The 16474-nt window shown below is 68.1% G+C and carries 16 protein-coding genes; 11 read left to right on the forward strand and 5 right to left on the reverse strand.

Annotation, left to right across the window (positions count from 1 at the left end):
* Positions 1-3: 3 nt before the first annotated feature.
* On the reverse strand, positions 4-168 hold the full coding sequence (locus tag VGK27_03730) for a hypothetical protein (protein HEY3489219.1): 165 nt from the start codon (positions 166-168) through the stop codon (positions 4-6).
* Between the two features lie 186 nt (positions 169-354).
* On the opposite strand from VGK27_03730, the gene VGK27_03735 reads away from it, so the two are divergent.
* Both VGK27_03735 and VGK27_03740 read left to right on the forward strand, forming a co-directional pair.
* Positions 355-960, forward strand: coding sequence for a sigma-70 family RNA polymerase sigma factor (locus VGK27_03735; protein ID HEY3489220.1), 606 nt, complete (start codon positions 355-357; stop codon positions 958-960).
* A gap of 3 nt (positions 961-963) precedes the next feature.
* Complete coding sequence (locus VGK27_03740) at positions 964-1458, forward strand: zf-HC2 domain-containing protein (protein ID HEY3489221.1); 495 nt, start codon at positions 964-966, stop codon at positions 1456-1458.
* Positions 1459-1471: 13 nt separating this feature from the next.
* Here VGK27_03740 and tsaA read toward each other — a convergent pair whose 3' ends face one another.
* Genes tsaA through VGK27_03760 form a run of 4 tightly spaced genes read right to left on the reverse strand, consistent with a single transcriptional unit; the run spans position 1472 to position 4571 of the window.
* Entirely contained in the window at positions 1472-1954 is a 483-nt protein-coding gene (gene tsaA, locus VGK27_03745; protein ID HEY3489222.1) for a tRNA (N6-threonylcarbamoyladenosine(37)-N6)-methyltransferase TrmO, read from the reverse strand.
* Entirely contained in the window at positions 1951-2763 is an 813-nt protein-coding gene (locus tag VGK27_03750) for an ABC transporter permease (protein HEY3489223.1), read from the reverse strand. Before VGK27_03750 ends, tsaA begins: the two co-directional genes overlap by 4 nt.
* Positions 2764-3438 carry a phosphate ABC transporter ATP-binding protein gene (locus VGK27_03755; protein HEY3489224.1) on the reverse strand — a complete coding sequence of 225 codons (675 nt, stop codon included), beginning with the start codon at positions 3436-3438 and terminating at the stop codon, positions 2764-2766.
* A complete protein-coding gene (locus VGK27_03760) occupies positions 3435-4571 on the reverse strand; it encodes a THUMP domain-containing protein (protein ID HEY3489225.1) in 1137 nt (378 codons plus the stop codon). The genes VGK27_03755 and VGK27_03760 overlap by 4 nt, the downstream gene beginning before the upstream one ends.
* Positions 4572-4870: 299 nt before the next feature.
* Here VGK27_03760 and VGK27_03765 point away from each other — a divergent pair, with 299 nt between their 5' ends.
* From VGK27_03765 to glnE, 9 genes are read left to right on the forward strand one after another with little or no spacing between them, the layout of a single operon-like run.
* The gene (locus VGK27_03765) at positions 4871-5056 is read left to right on the forward strand and encodes a hypothetical protein (protein ID HEY3489226.1); all 186 of its coding nucleotides are present in this window, start codon (positions 4871-4873) and stop codon (positions 5054-5056) included.
* Between the two features lie 51 nt (positions 5057-5107).
* Positions 5108-5398, forward strand: a complete 291-nt coding sequence (gene gatC / locus VGK27_03770) for an Asp-tRNA(Asn)/Glu-tRNA(Gln) amidotransferase subunit GatC (GenBank protein HEY3489227.1) — start codon at positions 5108-5110, stop codon at positions 5396-5398.
* Positions 5399-5424: 26 nt separating this feature from the next.
* Entirely contained in the window at positions 5425-6900 is a 1476-nt protein-coding gene (gene gatA, locus VGK27_03775) for an Asp-tRNA(Asn)/Glu-tRNA(Gln) amidotransferase subunit GatA (protein HEY3489228.1), read from the forward strand.
* Between the two features lie 8 nt (positions 6901-6908).
* Entirely contained in the window at positions 6909-8327 is a 1419-nt protein-coding gene (gene gatB, locus VGK27_03780; protein HEY3489229.1) for an Asp-tRNA(Asn)/Glu-tRNA(Gln) amidotransferase subunit GatB, read from the forward strand.
* 5 nt (positions 8328-8332) lie between these two features.
* Positions 8333-10579, forward strand: a complete 2247-nt coding sequence (locus VGK27_03785; GenBank protein HEY3489230.1) for an AsmA-like C-terminal region-containing protein — start codon at positions 8333-8335, stop codon at positions 10577-10579.
* A 13-nt stretch (positions 10580-10592) separates the two neighbouring features.
* Positions 10593-11147, forward strand: a complete 555-nt coding sequence (locus tag VGK27_03790; GenBank protein HEY3489231.1) for an isochorismatase family cysteine hydrolase — start codon at positions 10593-10595, stop codon at positions 11145-11147.
* Positions 11140-12339, forward strand: coding sequence for a nicotinate phosphoribosyltransferase (locus VGK27_03795; GenBank protein HEY3489232.1), 1200 nt, complete (start codon positions 11140-11142; stop codon positions 12337-12339). Before VGK27_03790 ends, VGK27_03795 begins: the two co-directional genes overlap by 8 nt.
* The gene (gene mtnA / locus VGK27_03800) at positions 12340-13374 is read left to right on the forward strand and encodes an S-methyl-5-thioribose-1-phosphate isomerase (protein HEY3489233.1); all 1035 of its coding nucleotides are present in this window, start codon (positions 12340-12342) and stop codon (positions 13372-13374) included.
* Positions 13371-16451 (forward strand): bifunctional [glutamate--ammonia ligase]-adenylyl-L-tyrosine phosphorylase/[glutamate--ammonia-ligase] adenylyltransferase, encoded by a 3081-nt coding sequence (gene glnE, locus VGK27_03805; GenBank protein ID HEY3489234.1) that lies wholly within the window; start codon positions 13371-13373, stop codon positions 16449-16451. The genes mtnA and glnE overlap by 4 nt, the downstream gene beginning before the upstream one ends.
* Positions 16452-16474: the final 23 nt, after the last annotated feature.

Consider the following 16474-nt stretch of genomic DNA (forward strand, 5'->3'; position numbering starts at 1 on the left):
ATTTTAAGACCCGATGAAGAGCGGATCTTCGCCGTCCCGTTCGCCCCCTTCGGGGCGGGTGTAGATCGGCGAAAACTTCTGGTCCTGCCGCCGGCTGAGCAGGGCATACACGAAGGTCGCCGTCGCGGCGACCAGCAGTGTGGTGACAACCACCTGTTTCTTCTTCACGGTAACCGGATCCCCCGTCGGGCGGCCGCTCGATGCTTCAGCCGTCTCTCTGTGCAATTGTACAAGGATCGCACGCGTTCCGCCAAGCCTTCTTGCATGGGACGCACGATTCGTGTCATTCTTGACCCCTGAACGGCAATTCCAAGGAAACCCGAACGACGCAAGCAGAATCTGAAGGGGGAGCGGATGTCGATCGAGCGATTCCAGGACGACAATGTTCTCCTCGAGGAGCTCCGGGCCGGCTCTCAGGATGCAGTCGAGGCGTTGTTCGACCGTTTCCACGGCAAGATCTACAGCTTGGCGCTGTCGATCCTCAAGAACGAGAGCGACGCGCAGGAAGCCGCGCAGGACGTATTTATCACGGTGATCCGCAAGGTGGGGATGTTCAAGGGCGACTCGGCCCTTTACTCGTGGATTTACAGGATTTGCGTGAACACCTGCCTCATGCGGCTCCGGGGCAAGCGGCGCAACGAGACGGTTTCGATCGAAGAATTCATGCCCGTGTTCACCGAAGAGGGAATGCATGCGAACCCGATCGACGACTGGAGCAAGGAGGTCGAGCGGAACTTCCTCAACAAGGAGCTGGGCGAGGTCATCCAGAAATATACGGACAGCCTTTCCGAGAAATACCGGGTGGTCTTTGTGCTGAGCGACGTCGAGGGACTTGCGAACGAGGAGACCGCCGAGATTCTCGGACTTTCGGTGCCGGCAGTGAAGTCCCGCCTCCATCGCGCGAGGCTCTATCTGCGGGAGCGCCTGACCCGATACATGACGCAGGGGAGGGTGGATTAGTCGATGAATTGCAAGGAGCTCGTTTATCTTCTCGGAGACTATTTCGACGGCTCGATGGATCCCCGGCTTCGCGAGGAACTTGGAGAGCACATCAAGTTGTGCGACGTCTGCACGAACTTCCTGAAAACGTACGACCAGACCCGCATCCTGTGCCGGTCGATCCGGTGCGACGAGATTCCGGCGCCGGTCCGCGAGAACCTACGGGCCTTCGTCCTCGAAAAGGCGCGCGAGCATCGGATCGACATCGACAAGTACAGGTCCTTGACGATGCAGGAGCGACAGCAGTTCGCGCGGCAGCTCGTCGACCGGTACGCCAAGGCCGACCTCCCGCCGGCGATGACCGAGGTCGTTGCCCAGCACGCCCGCCATTGCCCGATTTGCGCCCCATACCTTACCGAGGGCGGGAAGCCTCCCTCGGAGATTCCGCCCGAGGTCGTCGACCATCTGGCCGACCTGGCCGACGAGTTGCCGCCCGGCGAGCTGCCGTTCGGCGACTAGGCCGCCCTCCCCTCTACCCGTCCAGTTCGGGCGCGTGCGGCTTGATGTCGATGACGGGCGTCCCGTCGATCGCATCCATCCCGCGGACGCGCAGCACGTTCCCCCGGATTTCCAGCAGCGTCACCGTGTGAAGCGAGATCGGGTTGGGCCGATGGGGCGACCGCGTCGCGAAGACACCGCGCAAGCCGCGGTTTGTATCGCCCCGCGGGTGGACCAGTAGTCGTTCGCGCTCGGCCCCGTGCATCCAGCACAGCACGACGATCTTTGCCTGCCTGCGGTGGCGATCGTCCGGTAGAGAATTCACCCAGGACGGGTTCACCCGTTCCGACATCCCCTTCAACCCGTCCACGTATGCCGGGTCGAGAACCACCTCGGCCACGACGTCCGACAGGGCGCCCTGGAAAGGCGCGTCCCCCGGTTTCTTGATCGGCGACCGGATTTCGCCGATCGGGCGCAGCGCAAAAGAGATGACCGGTTCTCGGGGGTCGGCTTTCATGACGCTACGTTCCTCCATGCGGTTTTTCCCGGGCGCAGCAGCAGCTGTTCCGCGGGGGAGAAGGCGCGCCTCCGGATGAGCAGGACGCCCGTCATGGCGGCGATGCCCGACGAGGCGTAGATCATCGCGATGACGACGAACTGATAGATGGCGGCGTAGACGGGATCGCTTCCGGAGAGCAGCATGCCGGCCATCATCCCCGGGATCCAGACGATGCCGAGCGAGCGCAGCGTGTCGATGCGCGGGATGAAGGCGGCGGTGACGGCGCCCTGCACGCAGGGAAGCGCGGCGCTTTCGGACGAGGCGCCGAGCGCAAGCGCGGCCTCGATGAAGCCGGTGCGGGCGACTACGTCGGCGCGGAACCGCTCGAGCGCCTGGGAGCACGAGGTCATCGCGTTGGCGATGACCATGCTGCCGATCGGGACGAGCGAATGGTTTCGCATCTCGATGACGCCGAAAAGGACGAGGGGCAGAACGATGGCCGCGGAGCCCGCGGTGATGGCGGCCAGCGAGACGCCGAAGGCGCCGGGGATTCCCTCGGCCCGGCGTGCCGCGATGCCGGCGGCGGTCGCGATCATGACCGCCTGCGCCAGGAAGCCGAGGGCGACGGGGCCCTTGAGCACGGGAATCAGGATGAGGCCCACGGCGACGATCTGGAAGATGCCGCGGGCGAGGGAGGAAAGCGTCTCCCGCTCGACGTGGATCGATTTCCGGCGCGCGACCAGCATGACCGCCAGCGCGAGCAGGGTGACGACCGCGGCCTGGGAAAGGCCCAGCGCGACCGGCGTGTGGAAGTAGCGGGCGAGCATCTAGGCGGGATCCCGCGCCGGGCCGATCCCCGTGACGCATCCGTTGTCGAGATGCATCGTCCGGTCGGCCATCCGGCGCGCCTGGGCGGGGTCGTGGGTCACGATCAGGCAGGTGAGGCCGCGCTCTCGGATGAGCCCGGAGACGAGTCGTTCGACCTCGTCGCGCGATCCCTCGTCGAGCGCCGAGGTGGGCTCGTCGAGCAGCAGGATCTCGGGCGCGTTTGCGAGGGTGCGCGCCAGCGAGACGCGTTGCGCCTCGCCGCCGGAAAGCCCCGAAACGTCGCGCGAGGCCTGCCCCGAGAGGCCGAGGCGCGCCAGCAGCGCTTCGATCGCCTCGGCCGGGAATGCTTCCCCGCGCTGGGCGGGGCCGAAGCCGACGTTGTCCGCGATCGTCCCCGGAAACAGGTGGGGCGCCTGGATCACCAGGCCGACCCGACGTCGCAACGCGCGCGGCGGCAGCGTCCGGTAGTCGACGCCGTCGAGCAATACGGTTCCCTCGTCGGGTTCGTCGAGCCGGTTGAGCATCCGGAGGAACGTCGATTTTCCCGATCCGCTCTGGCCGACGATCGCGAGCACCTCGCCGCGCGCGACTTCGACGCTTACCCGGTCGACGATCCGCTTCCCGTCCGCGATGCGGCTCAGCCGGTCGGCGCGAAGGAGGGAAGCGGAGGTCACGGGCGCAGATCGTACCGGAGGAGCCGGCAGTCGATGGGGCCGTTCATGAGGGGAATCCGGCGCGACGTCTTCAGCTTGAGCCCCCGGGTGGCCTCGGGATTGCCCGACAGGATCCAGGCGGTCCAGCCGCCGCAATTATCCTTGAGCGCCTTGCCGAGCCCCGCGTAGAACGGCTCGATGCCGCCCGGGCCGCCCGTAAGGCGCACGCCGTAGGGAGGATTGCAGACGATGAGCCCGGGGCCGCCTTCGGGCGCAAGCGCCGAGACGTCGCGCACCGCGAACGCGATCTTGTCGGCGAAGCCGGCGTTGCGGGCGTTGGCGCGGGCGTCGGCCAGGACGGTCTGCGAGATGTCGAAGCCCGAAAGCGGGCCGATCCGGCGCGGCTGCACGGCGGCCCGCGCCGCGTCGACCAAACGGCTCCAGCGCTTCGGCTCGAAGTCGCGCAGGTTCTTGAACCCGAAGTCGTCGCGCAGCAGCCCCGGGGCGGTGTTGGAGGCAATCAGCGCGGCCTCGATCAGGAAGGTCCCGGCCCCGCAGGCAGGATCGACGAGCGGCTGCTCCCCGTCGTATTCGGCCAGGAGGAGGATGCCCGCCGCCAGCGTCTCGCGCAGCGAGGCGAACGCCGGCCCGGTGCGGTAGCCGCGCCGGTTGAGGCTTTCGCCCGAGAGATCGAGCGAGAGGACGGCTTCGTCGCGAACGATGCGCAGGTTGATCCGGACCTGGGCGTTCAATCGGTCGACGTCGGGGCGGAAGCCGACGGCGTCGCGGAAGGTGTCGACGACCGCGTCCTTGCATTTCTGCGCCGCGAAGTGGGAGTGGGTGATGCCCGATTCGCGGACGGTCGCGTCGACGGCGATGGTGCGCTTGAGGTCGAACAGGTCGGTCCAGCGAATCGCGCGGACGCCTTCATAGAGCGCTTCGGGTGTCGGGGCGTCGAAGTCGGAAAGATGGCGCAGCACCCGGTTGGCGGTGCGCAGCCACAGGTTGGCCTGCATCCCGAGGTCGGCGTCGCCCGAAAAGGACACGCCCCCCGTGACCGCGGAGATCTCCTCGCCGCCGAGAGCGACGACCTCCCCCGCCAGCGTTTCTTCCAGCCCCTTGCTCGTCGTCGCGAAATACTTGTATTTTTCCATCGCAACATCATACCCCGAGCGCCAGCCGATACGTTGCATCACATGCATGGCAGCTCGGTAAGGATGCCCGGGGGTTCCTTCGCTTCGGGGAGAAGGGCCGTTCACTCCGTAACCAGCCGCAACGTTTCCATCCATCGGCACTACGTTAAGACCCCCCCGCCCCTGCGCCTCGTTCGTGGCGCTTTTCGGGCGCCGTCGAAAGGGGCCACGCCGCAGGGATCCACCGAACGCGAGGAGCGAGCGGAAGCGGCGAAAGGCCCGCCATCGCGGGCTCGAGCAGGGTGCGCGGGCGAAGAGGCGTGGCGGGGCGCGGGAAGGCGTCCGAATGGCACGTTCGCTGCCTGGAGCCGCGGAGCGACGCGACGCAGCGGGCGGGGGAGCCCGGAGGCGCAGCCCCGGCGGCCATCGCCCGCCCCGGCGCCGATTCGCTGGGAGCGTGGGACGAAGGGGCATCCGGTTTTGCCGGGGGGGCCGGGCTGTGGTAAATTGGGGGTCTTTCGGCACGTTATTGCAGCAATTCGACGGGGGATTTCGCGATGGCGATCTCGACGGACGAGGTCCGGCACGTGGCCCGGCTTGCACGACTCGCGCTTTCCGAGGGCGAGCTCGACACGCTTTGCGGGCAGCTCGGCCAGATTCTCGATTACGTGAAGCAGCTCGACCGGCTCGACACCGCCGGGGTGACCCCTACCTCGCATGCGGTCGAGACCGGGACTCCGTTCCGGGAGGACGTCGTCGTGCCGTTTCCCGACAAGGAGGCGCTGCTGGCCAACGCCCCCGACCGCGAGGGCGACGCGTTCCGCGTTCCCCGCATCATCGAAGATTAGAAGAGAGAAAAGAGGCCGATACGCTCATGGCGACGATTCCCGTTCACGAATGGACGCTGCTCGAGGCGGCCGCCGCGGTCCGCGCGGGCGACGTCTCCTCCCGGGCGCTGACGCAGGCGCTGCTCGACCGGATCGCGGCGCTCAACCCGACGATCAACGCATACGTCACCCTGCTGCCGGAAGCGGCCATGGCCCGGGCGGCTGCGTGCGACGAGGCGCAGGCGCGGGGCGAATCGCTCGGCATCCTCCACGGGGTGCCCGTGGGCCTCAAGGACATTTTCTGCACGAAGGGCATCCGCACGACCTGCGGGAGCCGGATCCTCGGCAACTTCATCCCCCCCTACGACGCGGCCGTGACCGAGCGGGTGCTGGGCGCGGGGGCGGTGCTGCTCGGCAAGCAGAACATGGACGAGTTCGCGATGGGCTCCTCCACCGAGACCTCCTTCTTCGGGAAGACGCTCAACCCCTGGGATACGGCGCGCATCCCCGGCGGTTCCTCGGGCGGCACGGCGGCGGCCGTCGCCGCGGCGATGTGCTTCGCCGCGATGGGCACCGATACCGGCGGATCGATCCGGCAGCCGGCCGCGCTGTGCGGCGTCGTGGGACTCAAGCCCACCTACGGCCGCGTCTCGCGCTACGGGATGGTCGCATTCGCCTCCTCGCTCGACCAGGGCGGCCCGCTCACGCGCTCCGTCGCCGATGCGGCGGCCATGCTCGGCATCGTGGCGGGGCACGACCCGCGCGATTCCACGTCGCTCGACGTGCCTGTCCCCGACTACGCGGCTGCGGTCGGCCGCGACCTGAAAGGGCTTCGGGTCGGGCTGCCCAAGGAATATTTCGCAGGGGAAGGGCTCGACCTCGAGGTCCGCGCGGCGATCGGCCAGGCGCTCGACGCCCTGCTGGCGGCGGGCGCGGAAGCGGTCGAGGTGTCGCTCCCGCACACCGAGTACGCGCTGTCCACCTACTACCTCATCGCGCCGGCCGAGGCGTCGTCGAACCTGGCGCGGTACGACGGCGTCCGGTACGGCCACCGGGCCGATGGGGCGTCCAGTCTCGTCGAGATGATGTCCCGGACGCGCGCCGAGGGGTTCGGCCCCGAGGTCAAGCGGCGCATCATGATCGGCACCTACGCGCTCTCCGCCGGCTACTACGAGGCGTTCTACGCCAAGGCGCAGAAAGTGCGCACCCTCATCCGGCGCGACTTCGACGCGGCGTTCGACAAGGCCGACGTGCTCCTCACGCCGACGGCGCCGACGCCGGCGTTCAAGATCGGCGAGAAGACCGGCGACCCGCTGACGATGTACCTGTCCGACATCTACACGATCCCGTGCAATCTTGCCGGGATCCCCGGCATCTCGGTGCCGTGCGGGATGTCGTCCGACGGGCTGCCGATCGGCGCCCAGCTCCTGGGCGGCCATTTCCGGGAAGAGACGGTGCTGTCGGCGGCGGCCGCGATCGAGCGCGCGATCCCGCTGCCGCGCGTCGCTCCGTTCGAGGGATAAGGGGACTCATGATGGATTTCGAGGCGGTCATCGGGCTGGAGGTTCACGCCCAGCTCTCCACGAACAGCAAGATCTTCTGCGCCTGCTCGGCGGCGTTCGGCGCCACGCCCAACGCCAACACGTGTCCCGTCTGCACGGGCATGCCGGGCGTGCTTCCGGTGCTCAACCGGCGGGTCGTCGAGTTCGCCATCCGGGCGGCGCTGGCCACCGGCTGCACGGTGCAGGAGAAGAGCGTCTTCGCCCGGAAGAACTACTTCTATCCCGACCTGCCCAAGGCTTACCAGATCTCCCAGTACGAGCTGCCGGTCGCGCTCGCGGGGCATCTCGACATCGAGGCGGGCGGCGTGGCCAAGCGGGTCGGCATCACCCGGATCCACATGGAGGAGGACGCGGGCAAGCTCGTGCACGACGGCGCCTTCTCCGGCAGCCAGGGTTCGCTCGCCGACCTCAACCGCTGCTCCGTCCCGCTGATCGAGATCGTCTCCGAGCCCGACATGCGTACGCCGGAAGAGGCGAGCGACTACCTGCGGCGGCTCCGCGACATCCTCGTCTACCTCGAGGTTTGCGACGGCAACATGGAAGAGGGGTCTTTCCGCTGCGACGCCAACGTGTCGGTGCGGCCGCGGGGGCGGGAGGCGCTCGGCACCCGGGCCGAGCTCAAGAACATGAACTCGTTCCGCAACGTCGAGAAGGCGATCGAATACGAGATCCGCCGCCAGGTCGACCTGATCGAGGACGGCGGCACGGTCGTCCAGGAGACGCGCCTCTGGGACGTCGACCGGAACGAGACGCGCTCGATGCGCGGCAAGGAGGAAGCGCACGACTATCGCTACTTCCCCGACCCCGACCTGCTGCCGCTCGTGGTCGACGAGGCCTGGATCGAGGCGGTCCGCAAGACGATCCCCGAGCTTCCCGTCGAAAAGTCGGCCCGCTTCGCATCGCAGTACGGGTTGACGGCGTACGACGCCGCGCTGCTGTCCTCCTCCCGGGCGCTGGCCGATTTCTTCGAGGCGTCGCTTGCGGCGTTCGGAAAGAATCCGAAGACGACCGCGAACGAGTGCATCCAGTGGAAGGAAGCGGCCCTGTCCGGCGCCCTGTCCGCCCACACGATCGCCGAGGTCGTCGAGGACCGCGAGGCGGGGCTCATCTCCGCGACGGCCGGCAAGACGCTGATCGAGCAGGCATTGGCGACCGGGAAGCCGGTCCGGGCGCTGCGGGAGGAGCTGGGGCTCACGCAGGTGTCCGACACGGAGGCGCTCGAGGCGATCGTGGCGAAGGTGATCGCAGGCAACCCGAATGAAGTCGGGATCTACAAGAGCGGGAAAGAGGGGTTGCTGTCGTTCTTCGTCGGACAGGTGATGAAGGAGACGAAGGGCAAGGCGAACCCCAAGATCGTCTCCGAGGTGCTCAAAAAACTGCTGGGGTAGTCATCATGCGCAAGGCGGCGTACGTCGTGGCGGCGATTCTTGCCGGGATCCTGATCTTCGTGGCCGTCCTGCCGCGGGTCGTGTCGCTGGAGGGCTATCGTCCTGCTCTCCTCGCTGTCCTCGAGGAAAAGACGGGTCGCAAGGCGTCCTTCTCGGCCGTCTCGCTTTCCCTGTTCCCCGGCATCGGCATCAAGGTCCGCAACCTGACGCTGTCGGGCGATCCGAACCACGAATCCGAAAAGCTGCTCTCGGCGCCCGAGGCCGAATTCCGGCTTGCCCTGCTTCCGCTCCTGTCCGGCCGCGCCGAGCTCGGCCGCCTGATCCTGTCGCACCCGGCCATCCTCCTCCGGAAGTACGCGGACGGGTCCACCTCGCTTACGGAGATGGCGGGCCGGATGCTGCACCCCGTTCCCGCGGTCCGGGCGGTCGATCTCCGCGAGGCGCAACTGGGCTTCCGGATCCAGGACGGCGACGGGCGGGAGCGCGCGTATGACGTGACTTCAGTGACCGCACGGATCGGCGGTTTCGACGGCAACGGGTGCGATTTCGACGTCTCGGCGCGCATCGGCGGGCGGCTGCGCGGCCACGTCTCCCTGAAAGGGCGGCTCGCGCGGGAGCGCGGCGACTCGGGGCCGTTCCTGCTCAAGGCCGACGGCGACCTGTTTCGCCAGGATATCTCGGTCGAGGGGAGGGTCACGCCCTCCGACGCGGGCCCCGACATGGATCTGTCTCTGGCGATGCGGCGGGTTCGGCTGGGCGACCTGCGCGAGATGTTCCGGGAGCCGCCTGCCCTCCTCGAGCGCGTCCGCCCCGAAGGGTTCGCCCGGCTCTCGGCCAAGCTGTCCGGCCCGCCCGAGGCGCTGGGCTTCGAAATCGACGTCGATCTCCGGGAGGCGGGCTGGACCGTGACGCCCGGCCTCCAGAAATTCATCGACATGCCGTGCATGCTGGTGCTTCAGGGCCATCGCTTCCCCGACCTGCTGATGATCTCGAACGCCGAGGTCCGCTTCCCGCCGCTCCTCCTGATCGGGAATCTATCGATGGTCCCCTCCACCGGGGCCTACGAATGGTTCGCCTCGTCCCGGATCGCCTCCCTGTCCGAATTCGCGTCGAGCCGGGGGGAGCTGCTGCAGCGCTGGTCGCTCGCCGGACGCGTCACCGCTTCCGGAAAGGGGAGGAAAAAGGACGCCGGGACGCCGGGAGGCTGGTCCGTCGGGGTCGACCTCGGGGAGGTCGGATTCCAGCAACCGGATTCCGGCATCGAGTTCCGGGGGCTCGATGGCCACCTGGTGCTGTCGCCGGGCGCCCTCGAGTTCGAGCCGCTGGCCGGCCTGTGCAACGGGCAGAGCTTTACATTGCGCGGGAGGCTCTCGCAGGGCGACACGGCGACCGGGCCGCTCGCGCTGAAGATGGCCTACCTCGATCTCGACAACTTGTTTCCTGAGGGCGGCCACGGCCGGAAGGGCGCGAAGCCGGAGGCTGGGGCCGAGACGCAGCAGGTGGCGTTCTCCGCCAATCTGTCGATCGACGCCGGGCGTGTCCGCGGGATCGATTTCCGCGACCTGGCCGGCCGGGTCCGGTTCGAGAAGGGGGCCCACGCCTTCGAGGCGCTGCGGGCGAAGGTCTACGGGGGCGAGCTCTCGGCAACGGGGGAGATCGAGACCGGGGGAAAGACGCCTGCCCTCCGGATGCGCGTGTCGCTCAAGGACGTGGAGGCCTCGGAGCTGCTGTCGCGGAAGACGCGCCTCGGGAAGCTGGTCTCCGGGCCCGTGACGATGACGGCAAGGATCGAGGGCGGCATCCGGGACTTCGCCGACTTTTCCCGGACCGCGACGGGCGAGGGCTCCCTCTCCCTGTCGGACGGGAAGATCGAGGGGATTGCCCTGCCGGGCGACGCCGCGCGGCTGGCGGGCCTCCCGGCATCGAGGCCCACAGGGAAAAACGAGGGAACCGCATTCTCGAAGATGTCCGCGGATTTCCGGATCGGAGGCGGGAAGATCCGGACCGACCGGCTATGGATCGAATCCGGCCGGTTCGGTCTCGAAGGGACGGCGGCGCTCGGCTTCGATCGGACGATCGATTTCGTCGGGAGGCTCCAGCTTCCTGCGGGATCGGCCGGGGCCACTCACGGGGCGTCGGCGAGATATCTGACCGGGCCGTCGGGCCGGATCGAGATTCCGCTGGTCATCTCGGGTGGGCTGAGGTCTCCGGCGATGGCGATCGACTCGCGGGCGATGGCTGGCGATAAATAGGAGGATTCCCCGGATGGAAAAGGTCGGAAGCGCCCTGCTCGTGATCGACATGCTCGAGGATTTCATCCGGAAAGGGGCGCCGCTCGAGGTGCCCGCGGCGCGGGCCATCGTTCCATCTGTCCGCCGGCGAATTGCGCAGGCGCGGAAAAAGGGCGAGCTGGTCGTCTACGTCTGCGATTCCCACAAACCGAACGATCCGGAGTTTTCCCGGATGGGCTGGCCCCCGCACGCGGTCGAGGGCACGCCCGGCTCCGCGGTCGTCTCCGCGCTCGCGCCGGAGCCGGGCGACATCCTCGTCGAGAAGCGCAGCTACTCCGGTTTCCACGGGACGGTGCTCGGGACGGCGCTTTCGCGGCACGGCATCACCCGCCTGGAGCTGTGCGGCTGCGTCACGAACATCTGCGTCCTCTACACCGCCGCCGACGCGGCCATGCGCGGATACGAAACGTCCGTCGACGCGCGGCGGGTGGCGGGGATCGATCCGGCAAGCCACGCTTTTGCGCTCGACCAGATGGAAAAAGTGTTGGGCGTCCACGTTGCCCGGGAAAAGGAGCAGAGCAATGGTTGACGAGACGGTGCGCGACATCATCCCCTCGTGGGAGGAGATCTGCCGGGGCGACACGACCGACGTCTACTTCCCCCGCACGATGGACATCCTGCGCAAGCTGGGGCGCGACCGCCTCCCGCTCGTCATGGAGGGGTACGTCAAGCGTTTCCCGGCCGGATACGGATACGCGGTGCTCGCCGGGATGGACGAGATGCTGGCGCTTCTGGCCGGGCGCGGGGTGACCGTGCGCGCGATGCCGGAAGGGACGATCTTCTTCCCGGGCGAGCCGGTGTTCTCGGTCGAGGGGCCCTATGGCGAGTTTTGCGAGATGGAGACGGCGATGCTGGGCCTTTTGTGCCAGGCGTCCGGGATCGCCACGAAGGCCGCCCGGCTGAAGACGGCGGGGGGCGATCGGCCGCTGATGTCCTTCGGCGCGCGCCGGATGCATCCGGCGCTGTCGACCCTCATCGACCGGAACGCGTTTATCGGCGGCGCCGACAGCGTGTCGGCGGTCCGGAGCGCAAGGTACCTCGGCGAGCCTCCGTCGGGAACCATGCCGCACGCCCTGGTCCTGGCCGTGGGCGATACGGTCGAGGCGATGCGCGCCTTCGACGAGACGGTCGAAGCCGGCGTGCCGCGCGTCTGCCTCGTCGACACGCTGCAGGACGAGAAGTTCGAGGCGCTCCGGGTGGCCGAAGCGCTTGGGAGCCGGTTGGCGGCCGTCCGGCTCGACACGCCGGCCTCCCGCCGGGGCGATTTCCGCTGGATCCTCCAGGAATTGCGATGGGAACTCGACCTTCGCGGGTTCTCCCACGTCCGGCTCTACGTGTCCGGGGGACTCGACGAGCCCGACCTGGAGGCCCTTCGCGACGTCGTCGACGGGTTCGGCGTCGGGACGTGCCTCAGCAACGCGCCGACGATCGACTTCGCCCTCGACATCGTCGAGATCGAGGGCGCTCCCTTCGCCAAGCGCGGTAAATGTTCCGGCGTGAAGGAAACGCTGCACTGCCCCGCCTGCGGCGCCCGCCGGGTCGTCCCGGCCGGGGTTGCGACCGCTGCCTGCCCCTGCGGCGCCGGACCGATGACGCCGCTGCTCTCGGTCGCGCTCCGCGACGGGGTGCTCCAGGCGCCCCCTCGCCCGTTCCGGGAGATCCGTGCGGCGGTCCTGGCGCAGGTCGATAAAATACAATCCGGTTCCGAAAGGAAAGCATAAGTGGCATTCAAGACGATCGAGTGGACAGGCGATGCGCTGTTGCTGCTCGACCAGCGGATCCTGCCGATCAAGGAGTTCATGCGCAGCTGCAACGACGCGGCGTCGGTCGCGGAGGCGATCCGGACGATGGTCGTCCGGGGGGCGCCCGCCATCGGAGTGACGGCGGCGTTCGGCCTCGTCCTCTCGGTGCAAACCGCCGTTCGGCGAAAGCGTCCCTGGCGCCCGCTGTTCCAGAAAGCGGCTACGGATCTCGCCGCCACGCGCCCGACGGCGGTCAACCTCTTCTGGGCCATCGCGCGGATGTCCCGGTTGGCCGACACGCTGCAAGACGACGATGCGCCCGCCGCCGCCGCACGGCTTGAGCGGGAGGCGCTTGCCATTTATGCGGACGATGTCGCGGTCAACAAGGCGATGGGGGCGCACGGCGCGAAGCTGCTGAAAAGCGGCGAATCCGTGCTGACCCACTGCAACGCGGGCGCGCTCGCCACGGCGGAATACGGCACCGCGCTGGGCATCATCCGGGCGGCCATCGCGTCGGGCAAGAAGATCCACGTCTTCGTCGACGAGACGCGGCCCTGGCTCCAGGGCGCGCGCCTCACGGCCTGGGAGCTGATGAAGGACAACATCCCCTGCACGCTGATCACCGACAACATGGCAGCGTCGCTCTTCGCCAAGGGGAAAATCCAGGCGTCGATCGTCGGGGCCGACCGCGTGGCGGCCAACGGGGACGTGGCCAACAAGATCGGGACCTACGGCGTGGCGGTGCTGGCGCGCGCACACAAGGTTCCGTTCTACGTCGCGGCACCGATCTCGACGATCGACCCCAAGATCAAGAACGGGACGCAGATCCCCATCGAGGAGCGCGAGGACAACGAGGTGACGCACCTGATGGGCACGCGGATCGCCCCGGGGGGCGTCCGGGTCTACAACCCGGCGTTCGACGTCACGCCGGCCCGGCTGGTCAGCGCCATCGTAACTGAGAAAGGCGTGCTGAAAAGCCCCTACGGGATGGCGATCCGGGGCGTCATCCGGTGACCGAGGCCGTCCCGACCCCCGAGGCCCGGCTGCGCGCGGCCGGGGTCCGGGACGTGGCGCGTGCCCTGCCGCTGGTTGCGGAGCTCTTTCCCGTCTTCCGGCGCGACGATCCCGTCTGGGGCGCGATCTGGGCCGCCGCTGCCGCGTCCCCCGACCCGAACCTGTTTTTCCTGAACCTGTCGCACCTGAACGACGCCCTGGCGCCGGACGTCCTCCGGGCCGCGTTCGCGGACTCCCGCAACGTCCCGGTCGTCGGCGCGCTCCTGGGCGGGTCCGAATTCCTCACGCGGCAAGTCGCCCGTCGTCCCCGGCTGTTCGCCTTCCTGTTCTCCTCCGGGGGCGTCCACATGCGGATGTCGCACGAGGCGCTGATGCAGGAGGCGCAGGATGCCGTCCTCGCCTGCGAGACCGAAGAGCAGGCCAAGCAGGCGCTGCGCGAGATCAAATGGCGCGAGATCTCCCGGATCGCGGCGCGCGACCTGTCGGGGCTCTCCGACCTGACCGAGGTGATGGCCGACCTGTCGGCGCTGGCGTCCGCGGCGCTCGATGCGGCGGTCGCCTTCGGGCGCCGGCAGCTCGACGCCCGGTACGGGGCGCCGTGGCTGGAGACCGCCGGGGGTCGACGGCCTGCCCGCTTCGTGGTGCTCGGCATGGGCAAGCTCGGGGGGTTCGAGCTCAACTTCAGTTCCGACATCGATCTCATCTACTTCTACGAGACGGACCGGGGGGCGACCGGCGGGGAGGGTGGGGGCCAGCCGGTCTCGTTCCACGAATATTTCGTCCGTCTCTCCGAGTCGGTCACGCGCATCGTCTCCGAAGTCACCGAGGACGGCTTCGTCTTCCGGATCGACCTGCGCCTGCGCCCGGAAGGAAGCAAGGGCGACCTCGCCTGCTCCCTTCGCTCGGCCGAGATCTACTACGAGACCTCGGGCATGACCTGGGAACGCGGCGCTCTCGTCAAGGCACGCCCCGTGGCCGGCGACCGGGCGCTGGGCGACGAATTCCTGAAGATCGTCTCTCCGTTCGTCTTCCGGAAATATCTCGACTTTACCGCGATCGAAGAGATCAAGGAGATGAAGGACAAGATCAACCTCGAGAACGCCCGGAAGCGGATCGGAGGGAAGGATCTCAAGCTGGGCATCGGCGGCATCCGCGAGATCGAGTTCTTCGTCACCGCCCACCAGCTCGTCTACGGGGGGAAGCTGCCCGAGCTCCGCCTGCGCGGCACGATGGAGACGCTGCGCGTGCTGCGATCGCTCGGGACCGTCTCGCCCGAGGAGTGCGCCACCCTCGAAACGGCCTACGATTTCCTGCGGCGTCTCGAGCACCGAATCCAGGTATTCGGCGAGCGGCAGACGCACGTGCTGCCCGACCGCGACGAAGACCTGTTCCGGCTGGCGCGGGCCATGGGGCTGCAAGACGGCGATACGTTGCTCTCGGTGTTGTCGAAGCACGGCGATAACGTGCAGGCGATCTACGGCCGATTGTTCGGGGGTGACCGGCGCGAGGCGGATGAAGGGTTGCCCGCGGAGCTGGCGCTTCTCCTCGACGCCGAGGGGAAGGAGGCCGAGCTCGCGTCTTGTCTTTCCGCACTGGGCTTCGCCGACGGCGAGGCGGCGGTCAGGCACCTGGCGGCGCTTCGCGAGCGGCCGACGCGGGGACGCCTGTCCGCGCGGGCGCGGCGCTACCTCGACAAGATCATCCCGGTGGTGCTGGCCCGCGTCCTCGAGACGCCCGATCCCGATTCGGCGCTCGCCCATTTCGAGCGCTTCCTGACGGCTGTCGGCGGCCGCACCATGTACTACGCGCTGCTGTTCGAGAACCGGAAGGTGATCGAGACGCTCGCGCGCCTGTTCGGGAGCAGCCCGTTCCTGTCGGGCTACCTGCTGCAGCACCCGGAGTTGCTCGACCTGCTGTTGCGCCACGACATCGGCATCTTCGTCAAATCGAAGTCCGAGCTGCGCCGGGAGCTGGGGGAGCTGCTGTCGGCGTGCACGGATCTCGAACAGGAAATGGACGAGCTGCGTCGCTACAAGCACGTCGAGACGCTTCGGATCGGCATCCACGAGCTGGCTGGGGAGCTGTCGCTCGAGGAGGCGACGTTCCAGCACTCGGCGCTGGCCGAGGTGCTGCTGGGCATGGCGCTGAACCTGGCGGAACGGGAAGTGCGGCGCCGGTTCGGCCGGGCGATGCTGGCGCCGGGAGAGGACGGGTCGCCACTCGGCGAGGCCGCCTTCTGCGTGGTCGGCATGGGGAAGCTCGGAGCCGAGGAACTGTCCTACCACAGCGATCTCGACATCATCTTTCTCTACGAGGGGGCGGGGGAGACGGAGCCGGTGCCCGGAGAGGGCGATGCCGGGTTCCGCAAACTGGGCAACCACGAATATTTCGCGAAGATCGCCCAGCGGCTGATCTTCATCCTGACGATGACGACGCGTGAAGGCGCGGTCTACAAGCTCGACACGCGGCTGCGCCCGTCCGGCAACTCCGGTCCGCTGGTCAGCTCGATGGCCGCGTTTCGGGCGTACCACGAGACAAGTGCGCAGCTCTGGGAGCGGCAGGCGATGCTCAAGTCGCGCTTCGTCGCGGGCGACCGGGAGTTCGGGAAACGGGTCGAGGCGCAGATCCGCGGATACGTGTATGAGCGCCCTCTGCCTCCCGGCGCCGCCTCCGAGATCCACCGCCTCCGGAAGCGGATGGAGGTCGAGCTTGGGCGCGAGAACGACGGCCGGCTCAACCTGAAGGTGGGCCGGGGCGGCGTCGTCGACGTCGAGTTCGCCACGCAGTACCTGCAACTCGTGCACGGGCCGGGAACCCCCTCGGTCCGCACCCGGTCGACGCTGAAGGCGCTCTATGAGCTGTGGCGCGCCGGGGCGATCGACGATGAGAAGTACCGGGCGCTCGAGGAGGGGTATCGGTTCCTCCGGGGGCTCGAGGTGCGGTTGCGCCTGACCCATGACGCCTCCATCGAGCAGTTCGATCCTTCGGGCATCGAGCCCGGGACGATGGCGCGGTATCGGGAAGAGACGGAGCGGGTCCGGAGGGTGTTTCTCGAGGTGTTGGGAATCGGGGAGTGAAGCCGGGCGAGGAGCCGAATTGC

It is taken from the genome of Candidatus Deferrimicrobiaceae bacterium, assembly GCA_036504035.1.
Classification (GTDB): domain Bacteria; phylum Desulfobacterota; class Deferrimicrobia; order Deferrimicrobiales; family Deferrimicrobiaceae; genus JANXPS01.